Origin of the sequence: Methylocystis sp. H4A (assembly GCF_015709545.1) — a bacterium.
In the GTDB taxonomy this organism is placed as follows: Bacteria; Pseudomonadota; Alphaproteobacteria; order Rhizobiales; family Beijerinckiaceae; genus Methylocystis; species Methylocystis silviterrae.
Map to the genome: position 1 here is coordinate 1 of NZ_JADNQY010000017.1, position 15919 is coordinate 15919.

The following is a 15919-nucleotide window of genomic DNA, read 5'->3' on the forward strand; positions in this document are numbered from 1 at the left end:
CGGGGTTCTTGCCCTCGAGCGCGCACAGCGCCGAACCCTTGGTGATCGGAATGTCGTCGCCGGGGAACTCATATTTGCTGAGCAGCTCGCGCACTTCGAGCTCGACGAGCTCGAGAAGCTCCGGATCGTCGACCATGTCGACCTTGTTGAGGAACACGACGAGCGCCGGCACGCCGACCTGGCGGGCAAGCAGAATATGCTCGCGGGTCTGCGGCATCGGGCCGTCGGCGGCCGAGACCACCAGGATCGCGCCGTCCATCTGCGCCGCGCCGGTGATCATGTTCTTCACATAATCGGCGTGGCCGGGACAATCGACATGGGCGTAATGGCGGTTCTTCGTCTCATATTCGACATGCGCCGTCGAAATCGTGATGCCGCGCGCCTTCTCTTCCGGCGCCTTGTCGATCTGGTCATAGGCCGTAAAGGTCGCGCCGCCCGTCTCCGCCAGAACCTTGGTGATCGCCGCCGTCAAAGACGTCTTGCCGTGGTCGACGTGCCCAATCGTCCCAATGTTGCAGTGCGGCTTCGTGCGTGAAAACTTTTCCTTGGCCATCGCCGTGCTCCTCTTAAAGAGTTCCGTTTGCCCGTAGTGATCGAGATCAGGCGTATTTCGCCTGCACCTTCTTCGACTCCGCCTCGGGCACTTGTTCGTAGTGATCGAATTGCATCGTGTAGCTCGCGCGTCCCTGCGTGAAGGAGCGCAGCTGATTGACGTAGCCGAACATGTTGGCGAGCGGCACCATGGCGTTGATCACCACGGCGTTAGCGCGCATGTCCTGACCTTGAATCTGTCCGCGACGGGAATTCAGATCGCCGATGACAGAACCGGTATATTCCTCCGGCGTCACCACCTCGACCTTCATGATCGGCTCGAGCAGCACCGAGCCGCCCTTCTGCAGCGCTTCGCGCGTCGCGGCGCGCGAGGCGATCTCGAAGGCGAGCACCGACGAGTCGACGTCATGGAAGGCGCCGTCGATGAGCGTCGCTTTCAGATCGACGACCGGGAAGCCGGCGAGAATGCCGGACGTCGTCACCGACGCAATGCCCTTGTCGACGCCGGGGATATATTCCTTCGGCACCGCGCCGCCGACGATCTTGCTTTCGAACTCATTGCCTTTGCCGGCTTCGTTGGGTTCGAAAATGATCTTCACGCGCGCGAACTGGCCGGTGCCGCCGGTCTGTTTCTTATGCGTATAGTCGATTTCAAGCTTGCGCCCGAGGCGCTCGCGATAGGCGACCTGCGGCGCGCCGATATTGGCGTCGACCTTATAGGTGCGCTTCAAAATGTCGACCTTAATGTCGAGATGCAGTTCGCCCATGCCCTTGAGGATGGTCTGGCCACTTTCCTGATCGGTCGAGACGCGGAACGAGGGATCCTCCGCCGCGAGCTTCTGCAGCGCGATGCCGAGCTTCTCCTGATCGGCCTTCGACTTCGGCTCGATGGCGATCTCGATGACCGGGTCCGGGAACTCCATGCGCTCCAGAATGACGGGCTTCTGCATGTCGCAGAGCGTGTCGCCGGTGCGCGTGTCCTTGAGTCCCGCGAGCGCGACGATGTCGCCCGCGAAGGCTTCCTTGATGTCTTCGCGATTATTGGCGTGCATCAGCAGCATGCGGCCGATGCGCTCTTTCTTCTCTTTCGTCGAATTGAGCACTGTCGTGCCGGAGTCGATCTTGCCCGAATAGACGCGGGCGAAGGTGATCGTGCCGACAAAGGGATCGTCCATGATCTTGAACGCGAGCATCGAGAAGGGCTCGGAATCGAGCGGCTTGCGATCCAGCTCCTCGCCCGTGTCCACGTCGACGCCCTTGATCGCCTCGCGATCGACCGGCGACGGCAGATAATGCACGACCGCGTCGAGCAGCGGCTGGACGCCCTTGTTCTTGAAGGCCGAGCCGCAGAACACCGGGATGAAGGCGATCTTGCGCACGGCGGCGCGGATGAGCCTGTGCAGCGTCTCCTCGTCCGGCTCCTGGCCGTCAAGATAGGCCGCCATGGCGTCGTCGTCCATTTCGACCGCGGCTTCGATCAGCGCCAAACGATATTCCTTGGCCTTGTCGAGCAGGTCGGCCGGAATCTCTTCGTCGTGATATTTCGCGCCGAGGCCTTCGTCTTCCCAGACCACGGCCTTCATGCGCACGAGATCGATGATGCCCTTGAAATTCGACTCGGAGCCGATCGGCAATTGCACGCAGACCGGGCGGCCGCCGACGCGCGTCTTGATTTCCTCGACGCAGCGGTCGAAGTCGGCGCCGATCTTGTCCATTTTGTTCACGAAGACGATGCGCGGCACATTGTATTTGTCGGCCTGACGCCAGACGGTCTCAGTCTGCGGCTCGACGCCCTGATTGCCGTCGAGCACGCATACGGCGCCGTCGAGCACGCGCAGGCTGCGCTCGACTTCAATCGTGAAGTCGACGTGGCCGGGCGTGTCGATGATGTTGAGGCGCTTGCCGTTCCAGAACGTCGTCGTTGCGGCGGACGTGATGGTGATGCCGCGCTCCTGCTCCTGCTCCATCCAGTCCATCGTCGCGGCGCCTTCATGCACCTCGCCGATTTTATGGCTCTTGCCGGAGTAATAGAGGATGCGTTCCGTCGTCGTCGTCTTGCCCGCATCAATGTGGGCCATGATGCCGAAGTTACGGTAGTCCTCGATCGGATGAGAGCGGGCCATGACGGTTGTCCTTACCAGCGGTAGTGCGAGAAGGCGCGGTTGGCCTCCGCCATGCGATGCGTGTCTTCGCGCTTCTTCACCGCGGCGCCGCGGTTGTTGGACGCGTCGAGCAGTTCGGCCGACAGACGGTCGACCATGGTCTTGTCGTTGCGGGCGCGGGCCGCGGTGATGATCCAGCGGATGGCGAGCGCCTGACGACGCTCGTTGCGCACTTCGACCGGCACCTGATAGGTGGCGCCGCCGACGCGGCGGGACCGAACCTCGATCGCCGGCGCGACATTCTCGAGCGCCTGCTTGAAGACGGCGAGCGGATCGCTCTTGGCCTTCGACTCGACCTGATCGAGCGCGCCATAGACAATCTGCTCGGCGACCGACTTCTTGCCGTCGTACATGATCGAGTTCATGAATTTCGTGAGAACGATGTCGCCAAACTTGGCGTCTTCGATCACTTCACGCTTTTCGGCCCGGTGGCGACGAGACATCGAATGGCTCCTTACTTCGGACGCTTCGCGCCGTATTTCGAACGGCGCTGCTTGCGGTCCTTGACGCCCTGCGTGTCCAGCACGCCGCGCAGAATGTGATAGCGAACGCCGGGAAGATCCTTCACGCGGCCGCCGCGGATCATCACGACCGAGTGCTCCTGAAGGTTATGGCCCTCGCCCGGGATGTAGCCGATGACCTCGAATCCGTTGGTCAGGCGTACCTTGGCGACCTTGCGAAGCGCCGAGTTCGGCTTCTTCGGCGTCGTCGTATAGACGCGGGTGCACACGCCGCGCTTCTGCGGGCAGGACTGCAGATGGCGCGCCTTCTCGCGATAGGTCGGCGCTTGGCGCGGCTTGCGGATCAACTGGCTGATCGTCGGCATTCAATAGGGTCCTTCGCGTGATTGCGAATGGCGGATGTCAAGGTGGTCCCGCCGCGCATGGCCTTAAAGGCACGCGCAAACGAGCGAAGCGCCGATGGCCGTAAGGGCCAAGGCGCTTCTAACGCAGAGGATCCCGTCGCCGGGATCGTGCCTTCCTGTCAGTCGCTTTCGCGACGTGCTGATTACCAATTACATTTGGCGGTCACAGGCAAGGCGACAGCGTTTAAGTTCGAAGGATCGAGAGCGAGGCGCTCGCCGACGGCATGAACTTACGGCCTGTCGAAAGTGGGCGGAACCTAATCGCGAAGATTAGGTGCGTCAAGCGGAGAGTGCGTCATGAGGGAGAAATTCGTTTCCCTTCGTCATTGCGAGCGAAGCGAAGCAATCCAGAGCCGCGCCCGCTGCCCTGGATTGCTTCGTCGCGATGCTCCTCGCAATGACGTCGGCTGCATTTCAAGACCGTCTATAGAAAAGTCCGCTAAGCGTCATTTTTGTCATTGAGGAAGAAAATTCTTCAAGAACTCGATCACCGGCCCCGCGTGCTCGCCGAGCTTCTGCGCCGCCTCGTCCCAGCTTTAATCGCCGCCGCCCAAAGCTTTTTGCTGGCGAGAACGCTTGCCACAACGGATTTAAGCCGGTTGGCGTCGGCCGAGACCGCTATCCACATATCTTCGGCGGAGGTGGAGGCGGAGGCGATGGTGGAGGCGAAGGCGTAGGCGGCTGAGAGGGCGGCGGAGGCGGAGGCGTCGGGGGCGGAGGTGACTCGGGCGGCCTAGGCGGAAGCGTCGATGGCGGCGTAGGCGGAAGCGGCGTCGGAGGCGGCATAGGCGGCAAGGTCGGCGTAGACGCGAAGTTCATTAGCGCGGGTCGGATATTTGGCTGCGACCCGCGCCGCTGCGCTCGACCAAAAGTACGCGAAAGTCAACGTTACGAAGCGGCGCTGGTCACGCTTCGTAATTCGATAGAGCGAGGGCGCGACGCGCAGGGCCGCCCGCGCGGCGATCACGACGCTGACCTCGCGCGGCTGCGTGCTCAGCCACGCTATTCAACTCGCCGTCTGAAATGTCGTTCATCGAAATCTCCGCGCCTCACAAGATGAGCGGGTCACTCGCGCGTCGCAAGGCCGCCATCATTCTCGGCGCGCGCCGCGCGACCGGGAATCCATTTGCAACATCAATGATGTCCGGGCCTGGCTCTGGCTGCCCGCTGTCGCGGGCATGACAGCGCGGCGACGAATGCGGCGCAAATCGTCGCAGGCGGCGAAGGGGCCGTTCAACGCCGCCGCGAAAGCCGGTAAGCTCACGGCGAAAAAACAGGAGGAACCGACCGCATGAGCCATGTCGCGCATGAGTTACATGACGAATTTCCGGAGCAGGCCGAAGCGATTCATGCGTTGAAGGCCGGAAACGCGCATTTCGCCCGCATCGCGGAAGACTATCACACGCTCAATCGCGCCATTCACCGCATGGAGACCAATGTCGAGCCGGCCGACGACGCGACGATCGAAGATTTGAAAAGGAAGCGGCTCGCGCTCAAGGACGAGATCGCCGGCTTCCTGGCGACGGTTTAAGACCCCCTCCCCGGCCCTCCCCCGCTGCGCGGGAGAGGGAGCGGGCGTGCAGCGCCGTCATGCCCGGCCTTGCGCCGGGCATCCACGAGGCGATCGCGCCTATTGAGTCTTGGAAGGCGCGCCACGGAAGGCGCGCCACGGCGTGGATGGCCGCGACAAGCGCGGCCATGACGCGGCGAACCGGCCGCCACGGCGCCGCGCTATCGATATTGCGCAGGCGGCTGCGGATTGTTGGCGGGGTTGCTGTCGTGCTTGGTCAGGCGGGCGACCAGCGGGCCGCCGACGAGGGGCTGAAGTTCCGCCTCCAGCGCGTCGGCGACGTCCTTTCCATAGATTTCCTCACCGGCGACATGGATCGAGAAAGCTTTGCTGTGCTTCTCGATTTTCGCCGGATCTTCGATCACCGCCTTGGTCCATTTGTAGAGCGGGAAATTCTCCTCGCCGCGCTGTTCGGCCGCAGCGACATATTCGGAAAAGGCGTCGAGCTGGTTCCGAAGCTTCGCGTTATGTTTGGCGAGAATATCGCTGAGCGGCTTGAGCGCCGGATTTTCCGGATCCTTGCGCGCGAGCTTGGCCGCCGCGTCGACGAGATTGACCCGAACCTGATATGCCCAATCTTCGCTCATCGATCCACTCCCTGGGGCTGACGCCGCGCGCTGCGCTTTTCACTTGCGCCTTATGAGCCAGAACGGCGTCGGGGCTGAAAGACCCTTTAGCAGATTGGCAAAAACCCGAGATTTTCCAACCCCCGGGAGCGCGCCCGACTGTCGCTGCGGCCAAGCTATCCCATTGTCGCCGTTATGTTTAATCGCGCATGCCCTGGCACAAGGTGATTTTTTCGACAATACTGTGTATAAGCGGTCCAGCGGCATCAAGGCGGCGCCGCCCCTGGGAACGGACGTCGGCCACATTTCAGCCGCCTTGGCCTCGGACTTTGTCAGGTCGACGGCGCCTTTCGAACGTCCCGCTGTCGAGTCGATAAGAGTGTCGACTGTTGAGCATCGACGTCGCGCCCTTCGAGGAATCGGGGGCGGTCGTTTCGCGCGGAAAGCGCAGTCACGTCGCGCCGGCCCGGACGTTAAATTGCGGCCGCAAATAGCAAAGGGTGAAGATGCCGACCATCGCTCTCGTCGACGACGATCGAAACATTCTCACCTCTGTCTCCATCGCTCTGGAGGGCGAGGGTTATCGCGTCCAGACCTATACCGACGGCGCGCAGGCGCTCGACGGACTGCGCGCCAACCCGCCCGATCTGGCGATCTTCGACATTAAGATGCCGCGAATGGACGGCATGGAGCTTCTGCGTCGACTGCGGCAGAAGTCCGACCTCCCGGTGATTTTTCTCACCTCCAAGGACGAGGAAATCGACGAGCTGTTCGGCCTGAAAATGGGCGCGGACGACTTCATTCATAAGCCCTTCTCGCAACGGCTGCTCGTCGAGCGCGTGAAGGCGATCCTGCGGCGCGCCAATCCCAAGGAGGCCGCGGCTCAGAAGGAATCGGAAGCCAAGGTCCTGGAGCGCGGCGCGCTCGTGATGGACCCTGAGCGCCACACCTGCACCTGGCGAGGCGATCCGGTGGTGCTGACCGTGACCGAATTCCTGATTTTGCAGTCGCTGGCCCTGCGTCCCGGCGTCGTGAAGAGCCGCAATGCGCTCATGGACGCGGCCTATGACGACCAGGTCTATGTCGACGATCGAACGATCGACAGCCACATCAAGCGATTGCGCAAGAAATTCAAGGTGGTGGACAATGATTTCGAAATGATCGAGACGCTCTATGGCGTGGGCTATCGATTCAAGGAAGCCTGAGTTCTCGCGGAGGGGACGCGAGGTGGACGCAAGCATCGAGGGTGACGGCGACGTGACCGCCGTCGGCGACCCGGTCGCGGAAGCGCCGCGTCCGGCGGTCCCGGCGACCGCTCCTGCGCGCGACGCTGCGGCGGCGCGGGCCCGCCTGTGGCGGACGATCTCCGTCCGTTTGGCGCGGGCGCAGCGAACTGTGCAGCGAACGGTCCAGTCGCATCTTTCGTCCTCGCTCACCCGCCGCATCGTCGTTCTCAATCTTGGCGGGCTTGTCGCGCTGCTGGCCGGGTTCCTCTACCTCAACCAGTTTCGCGAAGGTCTGATCGACGCCCGCGTGCAAAGTCTGCAGACGCAGGGCGAGATCATCGCCGCGGCGGTGGCGGCCTCGGCGACGGTGGACACCGACGCCATCTCCATCGATCCGGAAAAGCTGTTGAAGCTCGCGCCGGGAGAGAGCGCGAGCGGCGCCGAAGGCGGTTCTCCGCTGGAGTTTTCGCTCAATCCCGAGCGCGTCGGGCCGCTGCTGCGGCGTCTGGTGTCGCCGACGCGGCTGCGGGCGCGCATCTACGACCGCGACGGCTTCCTTTTGCTGGACTCGCGCTCCGTCTCCGGCCGTTCGAACATTCTGCGCTTCGAGTTGCCGCCGGCGGCCGGCCAGCCCACGACCCTCGACGCATCCTCCTTCCTCGAAAGATCGCTGGAGTTTGTCCAGCGGCTGTCACATCGGCCGGAGCTGCCGCTTTACGAAGACATCGGCATGGGCAATGGCAAAGCCTATCCTGAGGTCGGCAGCGCGCTCGACGGACATATTCATTCGGTGGTGCGCGCCAACGCCACGGGCGAAACCATCATTTCCGTCGCCGTCCCGGTTCAGCGTTACCGGTCGGTGCGCGGCGCACTGCTCCTTTCGACCATGGGCGGCGACATCGACGCCGTGATCGTCACGGAACGCTGGGGCATCATCCGCATCTTTCTGGTCTCGGCCGGCGTGATGCTGCTGATCTCGCTGTTCTTCACTAACACGATCACCGAACCGATGCGCCGCCTCGCCGAAGCGGCCGAGCGCGTGCGGCGCGGCGTCAAATCCCGCCAGGAGATCCCGGACTTCTCGGACCGGCCGGACGAAATCGGCCATCTTTCCGGCGCGCTGCGCGACATGACGAAGGCCCTCTACAACCGCATCGACGCGATCGAGCATTTCGCCGCGGATGTCGCGCATGAACTCAAGAATCCATTGACGTCTCTGCGCAGCGCCGTCGAGACGCTGCCGATCGCCAAGACCGAGGAGTCGCGCGACAGGCTGCTCGCCATCATCAAGCATGACGTCGGCCGGCTCGACCGTTTGATCAGCGATATTTCCGACGCGTCTCGTCTCGACGCCGAACTCGCGCGCGCCGACATGGACGTCGTCGATCTCTCGGCGGCGCTGTCGACCGTCGTCGACTTGGCGCGCGCGGTGGACCGCGGCGACGGCGTCAACATTCAGCTCACCGTGCGCTCCTCTCCATACGACGCGCCGCGCAGCCGCTGGCGCGTTCTGGGCAATGACTCGCGCCTCGGGCAGGTGTTCAACAATCTGATCGACAACGGCCGGTCGTTTTCAAAGCCCGGCGGCGTCGTACGGGTGCTGCTGTGGCCGGAGCGGGCCAAGGGGCCGGGAGGCCAGCAGATCGAGGGCTTCGAGATCATCGTCGATGACGACGGCCCCGGAATTCCCGACGACGCGTTCGAACGCATTTTCGAGCGTTTCTACACCGACCGGCCGGAACAGGGGTTTGGCCAGAACTCCGGGCTCGGGCTCTCGATCTCCCGCCAAATCATCGAGGCGCATGGCGGACGCGTCCGCGCCCTCAACCGCACCCGCGCGCATCCGCAGGGCACTGACGAGCCCCTGCCCGGCGACGCCGTGCTTGGCGCCCGCTTTGTCGTCTGGTTGCCTTCGGCGCGATGACGCCGCCGCAAGCGTCAGAATATGTTCACGCCAATGCGCTGGTTCTCGGCGACTTCGGCCTGCTGCTGCGCGGACCGTCCGGCGCCGGCAAGAGCGCGCTCAGCTTGCAGCTGATTGCCGATTGGCGGGCGCGCGGCGCTTTCGCGGCGCTCGTCGGCGACGACCGTGTCGCGCTCGAAGCGCGTCACGGCCGCCTGATCGCAAGGCCGCACCCGTCAATCCGCGGCATGATCGAGGCGCGCGGTCTCGGGTTGTTGCGCGTCGCCTATGAGCCGGCCTGCGTCTTGCGGGCCGTAGTGGACCTCCTCGCGTCCAAAGAGTCGCCGAAACGATATCCGGACGAGGACCAAGCAACGACTCGGCTGAGCGGCGTAACGCTGCCGCGTATGTTCGAAAACGCCGAAAACATCGGGGCGGCGGCTCGGATTGCGGCTTACATTCAGAACGTTGTGACAAATTGACGGAGTCCTGCTGTTTTCGCTTGCCTATTTCGCCGCGTTGCACAAAATGTCGCCCCTGTTGAGCGGGGCGATCACGGCGGGCGCAACGGCTCCTCCTGGGATGCAATCTGGCTCCGTTCGCCCTTGCGGGCCGACGCGTTTTACGAGACATCGGCGCGCAAGAGACGTCTTCATGAGTGGTAGGGTCGTATGATCGGAATGGTCTTGGTGACCCATGGCCACCTTGCCACTGAGTTTCGCGCGGCGCTCGAACACGTCGTCGGACCTCAAAAGCAGATTGCGGCGATCTCGATTGGGCCCGAGGACGATATGGAGCGCCGGCGCGGGGATATCATTGAGGCGATCCGCGAGGCGGACAGCGGCGAAGGCGTGGTGCTGCTCACCGATATGTTCGGCGGCACGCCCTCCAATCTTGCAATATCCGTAATGGATGGCGGAAAGGTGGAGGTTCTCGCGGGGGTCAACCTGCCGATGCTGATCAAACTCGCTTCGGTCCGCGATACGCAACCTTTGGAGCAGGCGGTGCTGCAGGCGCAGGACGCCGGCCGCAAATATGTTTACATCGCCAGCAAAGTGCTCAACGCTAAATGAATGACCTCGTGACCGATAAATTGCATCAGGCTGCGGCCGAAGACTCCATGTCGCGGGAGTTCGCGATCGTCAACAAGAAGGGGCTGCACGCCCGCGCGACCGCCAAATTCGTTCAGTGCTGCGAGAAATTCGACGCCGTCATCACCGTTTCGAGAGGCGACGAAACCGTTGGCGGCAGCTCGATCATGGGCATTCTGACGCTCGGCGCAAGCCAGGGCGCGACGATCGTCGTCACCGCGACGGGCCCCCAGGCGAAGGCGGCCCTCGACGCGCTGGAGACGCTCATCGCCCATCGCTTCGGCGAGGACGAATAGCTCGGCCTAAGGCGCCGCCGAAAGCGGCCGCAGCGCGCGCGCCAAATCTTGCGCGCAAGCGGCCAGCCCTGTAGAGCGCGTCCGCCACAGTCGCCATGTTATTCGAAGCAACCGCGAGAGTTGCGATCCCTCGCACGTTGCTGAACCTTCCCCTGCTGGCAGGCGTCGTCAATGTCCGTCTTTAAAGTTTACGTGCGGGTGCTGGGGCTGTTGCGGCCTCAGGCGCGGCTTGCGCTCATACTGGTCGCGGCCAATCTGGCGCTCGCCGTCTCCGCCTTCGCCGAGCCGATGCTCTTTGGGCGCATTATCGACCGCATGACGCGCGCGCAGGCGCCCGGCGCGACTTTGACATGGAGCGATCTGCTGCCGCTCGTGTCCGCCTGGGCCGCCTTCGGCCTGTTTTCGATCGGCGGCGCCATTCTCGTCGGCCTCAACGCCGATCGTCTTGCGCATCGCCGCCGGCTCGCGATCATGTCGGATTATTTCGACCACGTTCTCAGCCTGCCGCTGAGTTTTCACACCAACGTCCACTCCGGACGTCTCTTAAAGATCATGCTCGATGGGGCGAACGCCATGTCGGGGCTGTGGCTTTCGTTCTTTCGCGAGAACTGCGCGTCCTTCGTTGCGCTCTTCGTGCTGTTGCCGGCGACGCTATTCGTCAATTGGCGGCTCGGCTCGCTGCTCATGGCGCTTGTCGTGATCTTTTATTTCGTGACGAGCTTCGTCCTACGACGCACGGAAGATCTGCAGGGCCAGGTCGAGCGCTACAATTCGACGCTCGCCGAACATGCGTCCGATGCGCTTGGCAACATCCCGGTGGTGCAGAGCTTTACGCGCATCGAAAGCGAGTCGCATGCGCTGAACCGTATCATCGATGACGTCATCGCGGCGCAGATGCCGGTTCTCTCCTGGTGGGCCTTCGTCGCCGTCGCCAGCCGCGCCTCGGCGACGCTGACGATTCTGGCGATTTTCCTACTTGGCGTCTGGCTGCATTTGCGCGGGCAGGCGACGATCGGCGAGATCGTCGCCTTCATGAGCTTTGCGACCATGCTGATCGCCCGCCTCGAACAGGCGGTCGGCTTCGTCAATGTCCTGTTCCAGCAGTCCGCGAAGATTGCGGAATTCTTCGGCGTCCTCGACACGCCGCCGAGCGTCGCCGATCGCCCGCATGCCCGCGACGCGGAGCGGCTGGTGGGCGCGGTCGAATTCGACAGCGTCACCTTCGCCTACGACGGGCGACGGCCGGCGGTGCGCGACGTGTCGTTTACGGCGAAACCTGGAGAGACGATCGCGCTCGTCGGCTCGACGGGCTCTGGAAAATCAACGACGCTTGGGCTCTTGCATCGGGCCTTCGATCCAGACAGCGGCTCGGTGAAAATCGACGGCGTCGACATCCGCGAATTCACTCTAAGCTCGCTTCGCCGCAACATCGGCGTCGTCTTTCAAGAGCCGATGCTGTTTGCGCGATCGATCGAGGAAAATCTGCGAATCGGCAATCCGGACGCGACGGACGAGGAGATCGCCCATGCGCTCGAACTGGCGCAGGCGACGGAATTCGTCGCGCATCAGAGCGACGGGCGGGCGACGCGCGTCGGCGAACGCGGCCGCTCGCTCTCGGGCGGCGAGCGCCAGCGGCTCTCGATCGCAAGGGCGCTGTTGAAAAATCCGCCGATCATGGTGTTCGACGAGGCGACCTCGGCGCTCGACGCGACGACCGAGCGGCTGATTCAAAAGGCGCTGGAGGCGGCGATGAAGGGGCGCACGACCTTCGTCATCGCCCATCGGCTGGCCACCGTGCGCAACGCCGACCGCATCCTCGTCTTCGATCAGGGCGAGATCGTCGAGAGCGGCGCCTTCGACGAATTGGTCGCGAAGGGCGGTCGCTTCGCCATGCTCGCGGCGGCGCAGTTCATGACCGAGCCCACCGTTTCGACGACGCCGCTCGACGGTGTTTACGAAGCCGGCGCGCAGCAGCCGGCGGGGTGAGGGTTATGGCGGCGCGCGCGCGGCGAGAAGCAAGGCAGCGACGAATACCGATCGGTCGAAACAAAAAAAGCCGCGCCCCTTTCGGGGCGCGGCCGCAGTCTTCAAAGACGCGATCTTCTTTAGCGGATCACGTAAGGCAGCAAGCCGAGGAAGCGGGCGCGTTTGATCGCCTGCGCGAGTTCGCGCTGCTTCTTGGCCGAAACGGCGGTGATGCGCGAGGGCACGATCTTGCCGCGCTCGCTGATGTAGCGGGACAGCAGGCGCGTGTCCTTGTAGTCGATCTTCGGCGCGTTGGCGCCGGTGAACGGGCAGGACTTGCGGCGGCGGAAGAAGGGGCGGCGGGGGGCGGTGCTCATTCGACCTCTCCTTCAACCTTGCCTTCTTCACGGCGCGGGCGACGCTCGGGACGATCGCCTCGATCTCCCCGGTCGCCGCGATCCCCTCGATCGCCGCGCGGGCCCCGGCGATCGCCGCGGTCGTCGTCTTCACGTTTGCGAAGCTGCGCGGAAGGACCCTCCTCCAGCTCGTCGACGCGCAGCGTCAGCACGCGCAGAATATCTTCGTTGATGCTCTGCTGGCGCTGCATCTCGGCGAGCGCCGCCGGCGGCGCGTCGATGTTCATCAGGGTGAAATGCGCCTTGCGGTTCTTGTTGATCCGATAGGCGAGCGACTTGACGCCCCAATATTCGGTCTTGCCGACCGTGCCGCCGAGCGACGCGATGACATTTTTGAACTGCGCGGTCAGAGCCTCCACCTGCTGGGGAGAAACGTCCTGACGCGCGAGATAGACATGCTCGTAAAGAGGCATGGATTTTCGCCTTTCCGTTGCCGCGAGCCGCTCCGGCGCCAAGCCCTTCGAGCGCTTCTTGGGGACCTGCCCCCGGAAAGGCTCGAGAAGGAAAGTTCGAAGGCGGAGGCACGGGAAGACGGGCATTAAAACCCTCGCTCTCTGCCCATATTCTCGTCCGAAAGCGCTTTGTGCGTTTCGGGAATATGCGCTCGAGCGCTTCCGTTCAGCCCCCGGCCGGGAACGTCGCGATCGGCGGTTTATACGCGGCTTTAAGCAGGATGCAAGAGCGCACGGCCTCGCGGCTTGCCGCAAGCCGGCTCGGCCAGTATGGTCGTGCCGTCAAGCCGCCGCCAGGAGAGACGAGATGACGCGGAAATTCCGAGTGTTCGCGCTGCTGGCGGCCCTCTCCGCGCTGTTGTCCGCCTGCGACAAATGTGGCGGCTTCCAGGAAATCCGCGTTCCCGGCCAGCCGCATGCCTGCAGGGACGGCGTGGCGCACTGACGCATTGTCCCCAGCCAGCGCAAGCCGTTTTGATATAGAGTGTCGTCCTGACGATTAGGCGCGCCGGAGCCCCATTTGTCCAACGCCAGCACCTTCCTCGACATGAAGCGCCGAGGGGAGAAGATCGTGGTCGTCACCGCCTATGACGCGCCGACCGCGCGCATCGAGGCGGAGGCCGGCGTCGACATTATCCTCGTCGGCGACAGCGTCGGGGTGAATGTTCTTGGCTATGCGCATGAGCGCGAGGTGACGCTCGCCGATATGGCGCATCACATCGCCGCGGTGCGGCGCGGCGCGCCCGAGGTCTACATCATCGGCGATTTGCCCTATGCGACCTATGACACGCCCCAGCAGGCGACCGAGAGTTCGCGCCTGCTGCGCGACGCCGGCGCCGATTGCGTGAAATTCGAAGGCGCGCAGCCCGAGATCATGCGCGCCCTGACCGCGGCCGGCTTCGACGTGTGCTCTCATCTCGGCCTTGAATCGCAGCATCACGACGTCAAGCGGCGCCAGGGCAAGACGGCGCAGGCCGCCGCGAAACTCTATGACGACGCGTTGGCGCTCGACGCCGCCGGACAGAAGTTTGTGGTGCTGGAGCTCGTGCCGCAGGAGCTCGCGGCGCGGATCACGCAAGCGATCAGCGCGCCGACGATCGGCATCGGCGCCGGCGCGGCGACGGACGGACAGGTGCTCGTCGTCAACGATCTTGCAGGGATCACCGCGCGTGAATTCAAGCACAACCGCCGCTACGGCGCCGTTGGCGCGGCGCTGCGCGAGGCCGTCGAGGCCTATGCGCGCGACGTTCGCGCCGGGCTCTTTCCGGCGCAGGAGCACGCCTTTCACATGGCTGACGACGAACGCTCCGCCTTCGAGCGCGCGGCAGGTCTTAAGCCGCTCCGATGACGACGGGCGGCGCGCCGGCGAGACGCCGGCGCCACATGTCTTCGAACAGTGATTCCAGCGCGCGCGTGTAGGCGTAGACGTCGAAGAGCGCCGTCGTCAGGCGATTGGCGGCGAGCTTGGCCCGCAGTTCGGCGCAACGAACGGGATCGCCCGCCAGGACCAGCGCGATCTCCAAATATTCGTCAAAATCCGCCGCGATCAACTCCGGCAATCCGATCGCATGCAAGAGGCTCCCGGCCACGCGCGAGGGAAAGGTGTCGCCGGCGCAGGTCACGATCGGCACGCCCGCCCAAAGCGCGTCGCTCGCCGTCGTATGCGATCCGAAGGGCGCCGTGTCGAGCGCGAGATCGGCGAGCTGCAGGCGCGCCAGATGTTCGGCCTGTGGCAAATGCGGCGCAAAGATCATCCGCGCCGCGTCAATTCCGCGTCTACGCATTTCATTGCGCAGATTGCCTTCCGCCAGCATCGCCGCCGAAAGCCACAGCACCGCGCCCGGCGTCGCCTCGAGCAGTCGCGCCCAAAGATCGAAGATAAAGGGCGTGAGCTTATAGGCCTGATTGAAGCAGCAATAGACGAAGCCTTCCGCCGGCAGACCGGCGGCGGCCCGCGAGGGCGGCGCGCGCAGCGGCGTCCCGCGCCCGTGCGGCTGATAGGCGTGCGGCAGATAGGCGAAGGCCTCCGAATAGGCCGACGCCGACGAGGGCGGCGTGACATAGCGATCGGTCACGATGTAATCGCACACGCCCGCTCCGAGCGTTCCGGGATAGCCGAGGTAATTGACCTGAACGGGCGCCGGCCGCAGCATCATCACGCTGGTGCGCGCGCCATGGGTGAAGCCCTTGAGGTCGATCAGAATATCGACGCCATCCGCATTGATGAGGCGCGCGGCCTCGGCGTCGGTCAGCTGCGAAATGTCGGCGAACGCGTCGAAGGCGGCCCGCAGCCGCGTCCGCATCGCCCCCTCGACGCCGCAATAGCTGTAAGCGCGAATCTCGAAGCGGGCGCGATCATGCGCCTCGAGCGTCTCGACGAGAAGATGCGCGGTCGCGTGCTCGTGGAAGTCGTTTGACAGATAGCCGACGCGAATCCTGCTGCGGGTGGAAAGGTCGAAGCGCATGGCGAGGCTCGCGCGCAGCGGCCCCGCCGCCAAAAGCCGCGCGGCGGTCCAGCTCTCGGAACAGGCGCGCTGTTCGCCGGCGGTGATGCCGGGCTCCGACAGCAGGAGGAAGGGGGGCGTCGCTGGCCCATCCGACAGGGCCAGCGCCGCGCGAATTTGCGGCGCGGCGGTGTCGAAATCGTCCCATTCGCACATGGCGCGGCTGCGAGATATGGATTTCATGGCGCCCTTTCGCGAGGGGCCAATCCGCATATCAGCCGGCCTTTGTGCGCGAAGCGATTTCCATGCCGCGCGACGATCGTCGTCTTGGCGTGTTGCCAGGACCGCCGCCGCCGCTAGAAGATATTCTTTTGCCGCGCCGCCATCTGGGCGGCCGGTCCGCAGCAAGGC

19 protein-coding genes are annotated in these 15919 nt (G+C 64.0%); 10 read left to right on the top strand and 9 right to left on the bottom strand.

All coding sequences use genetic code 11. The annotated features are described in order from the left end of the window. From IYW40_RS03660 to rpsL, 4 genes are all read right to left on the bottom strand, one after another. On the bottom strand, nucleotides 1–553 hold a 553-nt coding region (locus tag IYW40_RS03660), incomplete at its 3' end, for a GTP-binding protein (RefSeq protein WP_196399428.1). Between the two features lie 46 nt (nucleotides 554–599). After that, nucleotides 600–2675 carry an elongation factor G gene (gene fusA, locus IYW40_RS03665; protein ID WP_196399429.1) on the bottom strand — a complete coding sequence of 692 codons (2076 nt, stop codon included), beginning with the start codon at nucleotides 2673–2675 and terminating at the stop codon, nucleotides 600–602. Between the two features lie 11 nt (nucleotides 2676–2686). Beyond that, nucleotides 2687–3157 carry a 30S ribosomal protein S7 gene (rpsG, locus tag IYW40_RS03670; protein ID WP_018406024.1) on the bottom strand — a complete coding sequence of 157 codons (471 nt, stop codon included), beginning with the start codon at nucleotides 3155–3157 and terminating at the stop codon, nucleotides 2687–2689. Nucleotides 3158–3168: 11 nt separating this feature from the next. Further along, on the bottom strand, nucleotides 3169–3540 hold the full coding sequence (rpsL, locus tag IYW40_RS03675; RefSeq protein WP_014890767.1) for a 30S ribosomal protein S12: 372 nt from the start codon (nucleotides 3538–3540) through the stop codon (nucleotides 3169–3171). A gap of 497 nt (nucleotides 3541–4037) precedes the next feature. Here rpsL and IYW40_RS03680 point away from each other — a divergent pair, with 497 nt between their 5' ends. After that, the gene (locus IYW40_RS03680) at nucleotides 4038–4256 is read left to right on the top strand and encodes a hypothetical protein (protein ID WP_196399430.1); all 219 of its coding nucleotides are present in this window, start codon (nucleotides 4038–4040) and stop codon (nucleotides 4254–4256) included. 56 nt (nucleotides 4257–4312) lie between these two features. Here the strand turns inward: IYW40_RS03680 and IYW40_RS03685 are convergent, their stop codons facing one another. After that, on the bottom strand, nucleotides 4313–4546 hold the full coding sequence (locus IYW40_RS03685; RefSeq protein WP_196399431.1) for a hypothetical protein: 234 nt from the start codon (nucleotides 4544–4546) through the stop codon (nucleotides 4313–4315). Between the two features lie 324 nt (nucleotides 4547–4870). Between IYW40_RS03685 and IYW40_RS03690 the strand changes: the two genes are divergently transcribed. Then, nucleotides 4871–5110 carry a YdcH family protein gene (locus tag IYW40_RS03690; protein ID WP_196399432.1) on the top strand — a complete coding sequence of 80 codons (240 nt, stop codon included), beginning with the start codon at nucleotides 4871–4873 and terminating at the stop codon, nucleotides 5108–5110. Between the two features lie 200 nt (nucleotides 5111–5310). Here the strand turns inward: IYW40_RS03690 and IYW40_RS03695 are convergent, their stop codons facing one another. Beyond that, nucleotides 5311–5736 carry a hypothetical protein gene (locus IYW40_RS03695; protein WP_196399433.1) on the bottom strand — a complete coding sequence of 142 codons (426 nt, stop codon included), beginning with the start codon at nucleotides 5734–5736 and terminating at the stop codon, nucleotides 5311–5313. A 485-nt stretch (nucleotides 5737–6221) separates the two neighbouring features. On the opposite strand from IYW40_RS03695, the gene IYW40_RS03700 reads away from it, so the two are divergent. From IYW40_RS03700 to IYW40_RS03725, 6 genes are all read left to right on the top strand, one after another. Continuing rightward, a complete protein-coding gene (locus tag IYW40_RS03700) occupies nucleotides 6222–6920 on the top strand; it encodes a response regulator transcription factor (protein WP_175095876.1) in 699 nt (232 codons plus the stop codon). Between the two features lie 22 nt (nucleotides 6921–6942). After that, the gene (locus IYW40_RS03705) at nucleotides 6943–8865 is read left to right on the top strand and encodes a sensor histidine kinase (protein ID WP_196399434.1); all 1923 of its coding nucleotides are present in this window, start codon (nucleotides 6943–6945) and stop codon (nucleotides 8863–8865) included. Next, entirely contained in the window at nucleotides 8862–9326 is a 465-nt protein-coding gene (locus IYW40_RS03710; protein ID WP_196399435.1) for an HPr kinase/phosphatase C-terminal domain-containing protein, read from the top strand. The genes IYW40_RS03705 and IYW40_RS03710 overlap by 4 nt, the downstream gene beginning before the upstream one ends. A 189-nt stretch (nucleotides 9327–9515) precedes the next feature. Continuing rightward, entirely contained in the window at nucleotides 9516–9917 is a 402-nt protein-coding gene (locus IYW40_RS03715; protein ID WP_018406034.1) for a PTS sugar transporter subunit IIA, read from the top strand. Then, nucleotides 9914–10231: an HPr family phosphocarrier protein gene (locus IYW40_RS03720; RefSeq protein WP_196399436.1), complete on the top strand. Its 318-nt coding sequence runs from the start codon at nucleotides 9914–9916 to the stop codon at nucleotides 10229–10231. Before IYW40_RS03715 ends, IYW40_RS03720 begins: the two co-directional genes overlap by 4 nt. 171 nt (nucleotides 10232–10402) lie before the next feature. After that, entirely contained in the window at nucleotides 10403–12217 is a 1815-nt protein-coding gene (locus IYW40_RS03725) for a glucan ABC transporter ATP-binding protein/ permease (RefSeq protein ID WP_196399437.1), read from the top strand. A gap of 119 nt (nucleotides 12218–12336) precedes the next feature. Here the strand turns inward: IYW40_RS03725 and rpsR are convergent, their stop codons facing one another. Next, nucleotides 12337–12573, bottom strand: coding sequence for a 30S ribosomal protein S18 (rpsR, locus tag IYW40_RS03730; RefSeq protein ID WP_014890780.1), 237 nt, complete (start codon nucleotides 12571–12573; stop codon nucleotides 12337–12339). Next, nucleotides 12570–13025: a 30S ribosomal protein S6 gene (gene rpsF, locus IYW40_RS03735; RefSeq protein ID WP_196391599.1), complete on the bottom strand. Its 456-nt coding sequence runs from the start codon at nucleotides 13023–13025 to the stop codon at nucleotides 12570–12572. Before rpsF ends, rpsR begins: the two co-directional genes overlap by 4 nt. A gap of 346 nt (nucleotides 13026–13371) precedes the next feature. Here rpsF and IYW40_RS03740 point away from each other — a divergent pair, with 346 nt between their 5' ends. Together IYW40_RS03740 and panB are read left to right on the top strand one after the other, a co-directional pair. After that, nucleotides 13372–13509 (top strand): hypothetical protein, encoded by a 138-nt coding sequence (locus IYW40_RS03740; RefSeq protein WP_196399438.1) that lies wholly within the window; start codon nucleotides 13372–13374, stop codon nucleotides 13507–13509. 75 nt (nucleotides 13510–13584) lie between these two features. Then, a complete protein-coding gene (panB, locus tag IYW40_RS03745) occupies nucleotides 13585–14412 on the top strand; it encodes a 3-methyl-2-oxobutanoate hydroxymethyltransferase (RefSeq protein ID WP_281432861.1) in 828 nt (275 codons plus the stop codon). Here the strand turns inward: panB and IYW40_RS03750 are convergent. After that, a complete protein-coding gene (locus IYW40_RS03750; protein ID WP_196399439.1) occupies nucleotides 14396–15751 on the bottom strand; it encodes a UDP-N-acetylglucosamine-peptide N-acetylglucosaminyltransferase in 1356 nt (451 codons plus the stop codon). The genes panB and IYW40_RS03750 overlap by 17 nt on opposite strands. Nucleotides 15752–15919: the final 168 nt, after the last annotated feature.

Coding starts and splice junctions, on each gene's coding strand:
- IYW40_RS03715 (WP_018406034.1), top strand. CDS start 9,516: ATGATCGGAATGGTCTTGGTGACCCATGGCCACCTTGCCACTGAGTTT.
- IYW40_RS03740 (WP_196399438.1), top strand. CDS start 13,372: ATGACGCGGAAATTCCGAGTGTTCGCGCTGCTGGCGGCCCTCTCCGCG.
- rpsF (WP_196391599.1), bottom strand. CDS start 13,025: ATGCCTCTTTACGAGCATGTCTATCTCGCGCGTCAGGACGTTTCTCCC.
- IYW40_RS03710 (WP_196399435.1), top strand. CDS start 8,862: ATGACGCCGCCGCAAGCGTCAGAATATGTTCACGCCAATGCGCTGGTT.
- IYW40_RS03725 (WP_196399437.1), top strand. CDS start 10,403: ATGTCCGTCTTTAAAGTTTACGTGCGGGTGCTGGGGCTGTTGCGGCCT.
- rpsG (WP_018406024.1), bottom strand. CDS start 3,157: ATGTCTCGTCGCCACCGGGCCGAAAAGCGTGAAGTGATCGAAGACGCC.
- IYW40_RS03695 (WP_196399433.1), bottom strand. CDS start 5,736: ATGAGCGAAGATTGGGCATATCAGGTTCGGGTCAATCTCGTCGACGCG.
- rpsL (WP_014890767.1), bottom strand. CDS start 3,540: ATGCCGACGATCAGCCAGTTGATCCGCAAGCCGCGCCAAGCGCCGACC.
- IYW40_RS03700 (WP_175095876.1), top strand. CDS start 6,222: ATGCCGACCATCGCTCTCGTCGACGACGATCGAAACATTCTCACCTCT.
- IYW40_RS03720 (WP_196399436.1), top strand. CDS start 9,914: ATGAATGACCTCGTGACCGATAAATTGCATCAGGCTGCGGCCGAAGAC.
- rpsR (WP_014890780.1), bottom strand. CDS start 12,573: ATGAGCACCGCCCCCCGCCGCCCCTTCTTCCGCCGCCGCAAGTCCTGC.
- IYW40_RS03690 (WP_196399432.1), top strand. CDS start 4,871: ATGAGCCATGTCGCGCATGAGTTACATGACGAATTTCCGGAGCAGGCC.
- IYW40_RS03750 (WP_196399439.1), bottom strand. CDS start 15,751: ATGAAATCCATATCTCGCAGCCGCGCCATGTGCGAATGGGACGATTTC.
- fusA (WP_196399429.1), bottom strand. CDS start 2,675: ATGGCCCGCTCTCATCCGATCGAGGACTACCGTAACTTCGGCATCATG.